We start from the raw sequence: 1,705 nt of genomic DNA on the forward strand, positions 1-1,705 counted from the left end.
GAATAATAAAATTTATAAAGCAAAAGGAATAGAATATGATGAACTTGAGAGATAACTTTTATTTCGATATTTAAATTACACTAAATAAGATTTAGGCAGGAATAGTGATATTATCATATCACGTCAAACAGCTTGAAACCAAAGGTTTCAACGATATTACTTTTACAGAACAGTATTATTTTTATATTATAAAATAATATTTTAGTATTATCAAAAAGGAGGTATTTATGGCTAAAAATATAGTTAAGAAATCTATTGATTTTCCAAAAGAAACATTTGAAAAGCTAGAAAAACTAGCAATAAATAGAAATCAAAATATTTCAGAAGTTATAAGGCAACTTGTTAATAAAGGTTTAAATTTAGAAAGTAGCAGAGAAGATATAGATTTTATAGCAGATATAATAAGACAAGAATTAACTTCTATTTATAGACTAGAAGATATAAAAGAAATTTTAGATAAGCAAACAAATAGACTTGCTAAAATGTTAATGAAAATAGGGAAGATTAATACAGGGCAATTATTTCTACTCATAAATATGTTTTTAAAAATAATTGACGAGGCAGACGAAGATAAGTTTGATGAAATTTTAGAAAAGTCTATGAGAAATGGTGTAAAATATATGCAGAAAAAAGATTTTCAAATTAATGACTTTTTGCAAGATGTTGATAATTTGAAAAATATAGCAGATGAATTATAAAAATATAATAATACTATAAACATTGTATTATTAATAATTATTAGTTATAATAGTTTTAAAGCTAACAAATTTATTTTAGTTAGGAGGATAAATTATTATGATTAATATAGCTATTTGTGATGATGACAGTAATATTGTTGAAGAATTAAATAAAATTGTATTAGATTATGGAGTAAATAATAATTATAAATTTTATGTAAAAACTTATAATTGTGGTATAGATTTAGAAAAACATTTAATCAACAGTGATTTTGATATTATTTTTTTGGATATAGAATTAAATGATAGATTAGGAACGGATATAGGATATAATTTAAGAGAAAATACCAACAATTACAAGTCAAAAATTATATATGTATCTTCTCATACTCAATATGCTATATCAGCATATAAAACTATGCCAACAGATTTTATATGCAAACCTTTAAAAAAAGATGAAGTTGAAAAATCTATAAGTAATGTTTTGAAGATATTGGAAATTATAAATAAAACTTTTACATATACAAATAATGGAGTTGTAAATAAAATATTATTATCAGATATTCTATATTTTGAAAGTTTCAAAAATACAGTAAAAATATATACACTTAAAGGTAAAGAGTATATATTTTATTCAACATTAAAGGAGGTTATTAAAAAAGTTGATAGTAAAAATTTTATACAACAGCATAGGTGTTATTTAGTTAATATAGAGTATATTTCAACTATTGAAAAAAATTCTATTATTTTATGTAATAATAAAATCATACCTATTAGCAGGGATAAAATAAAGTTTTTAAAAGAAAGGATACTAAGCTATGAAAGGGAATTAAGATGAACAACTACTATATTTTATATTTAATATTTAATGCAATAAATGTATTTTGGGTTTATAAAAGTATACATACTCTTTTACATAAAAAAATAAAAAATACCCATATTGAAATAATTACATACATTTTATATTATCTAATTATATCAATGGCTTATATACTTTCTATTGAACCTAATGTAAGAATATCTTTAAA

The 1,705-nt window shown here is 21.0% G+C and carries 3 protein-coding genes; all 3 read left to right on the forward strand.

Translation table 11 applies throughout. From position 1 onward, the window contains the following. The first annotated feature begins 227 nt into the window (after positions 1 to 227). Positions 228 to 698 (forward strand): ribbon-helix-helix protein, CopG family, encoded by a 471-nt coding sequence (locus R5Z65_RS10050; protein WP_317368921.1) that lies wholly within the window; start codon positions 228 to 230, stop codon positions 696 to 698. A 97-nt stretch (positions 699 to 795) separates the two neighbouring features. Continuing rightward, positions 796 to 1,515, forward strand: a complete 720-nt coding sequence (locus R5Z65_RS10055; RefSeq protein ID WP_317368924.1) for a LytTR family DNA-binding domain-containing protein — start codon at positions 796 to 798, stop codon at positions 1,513 to 1,515. After that, on the forward strand, positions 1,512 to 1,705 hold a 194-nt coding region (locus R5Z65_RS10060; protein WP_317368925.1), incomplete at its 3' end, for a hypothetical protein. The genes R5Z65_RS10055 and R5Z65_RS10060, both read left to right, overlap by 4 nt.

Source organism: uncultured Tyzzerella sp., assembly GCF_963558545.1.
Lineage (GTDB): Bacteria > Bacillota > Clostridia > Lachnospirales > CAG-274 > Tyzzerella.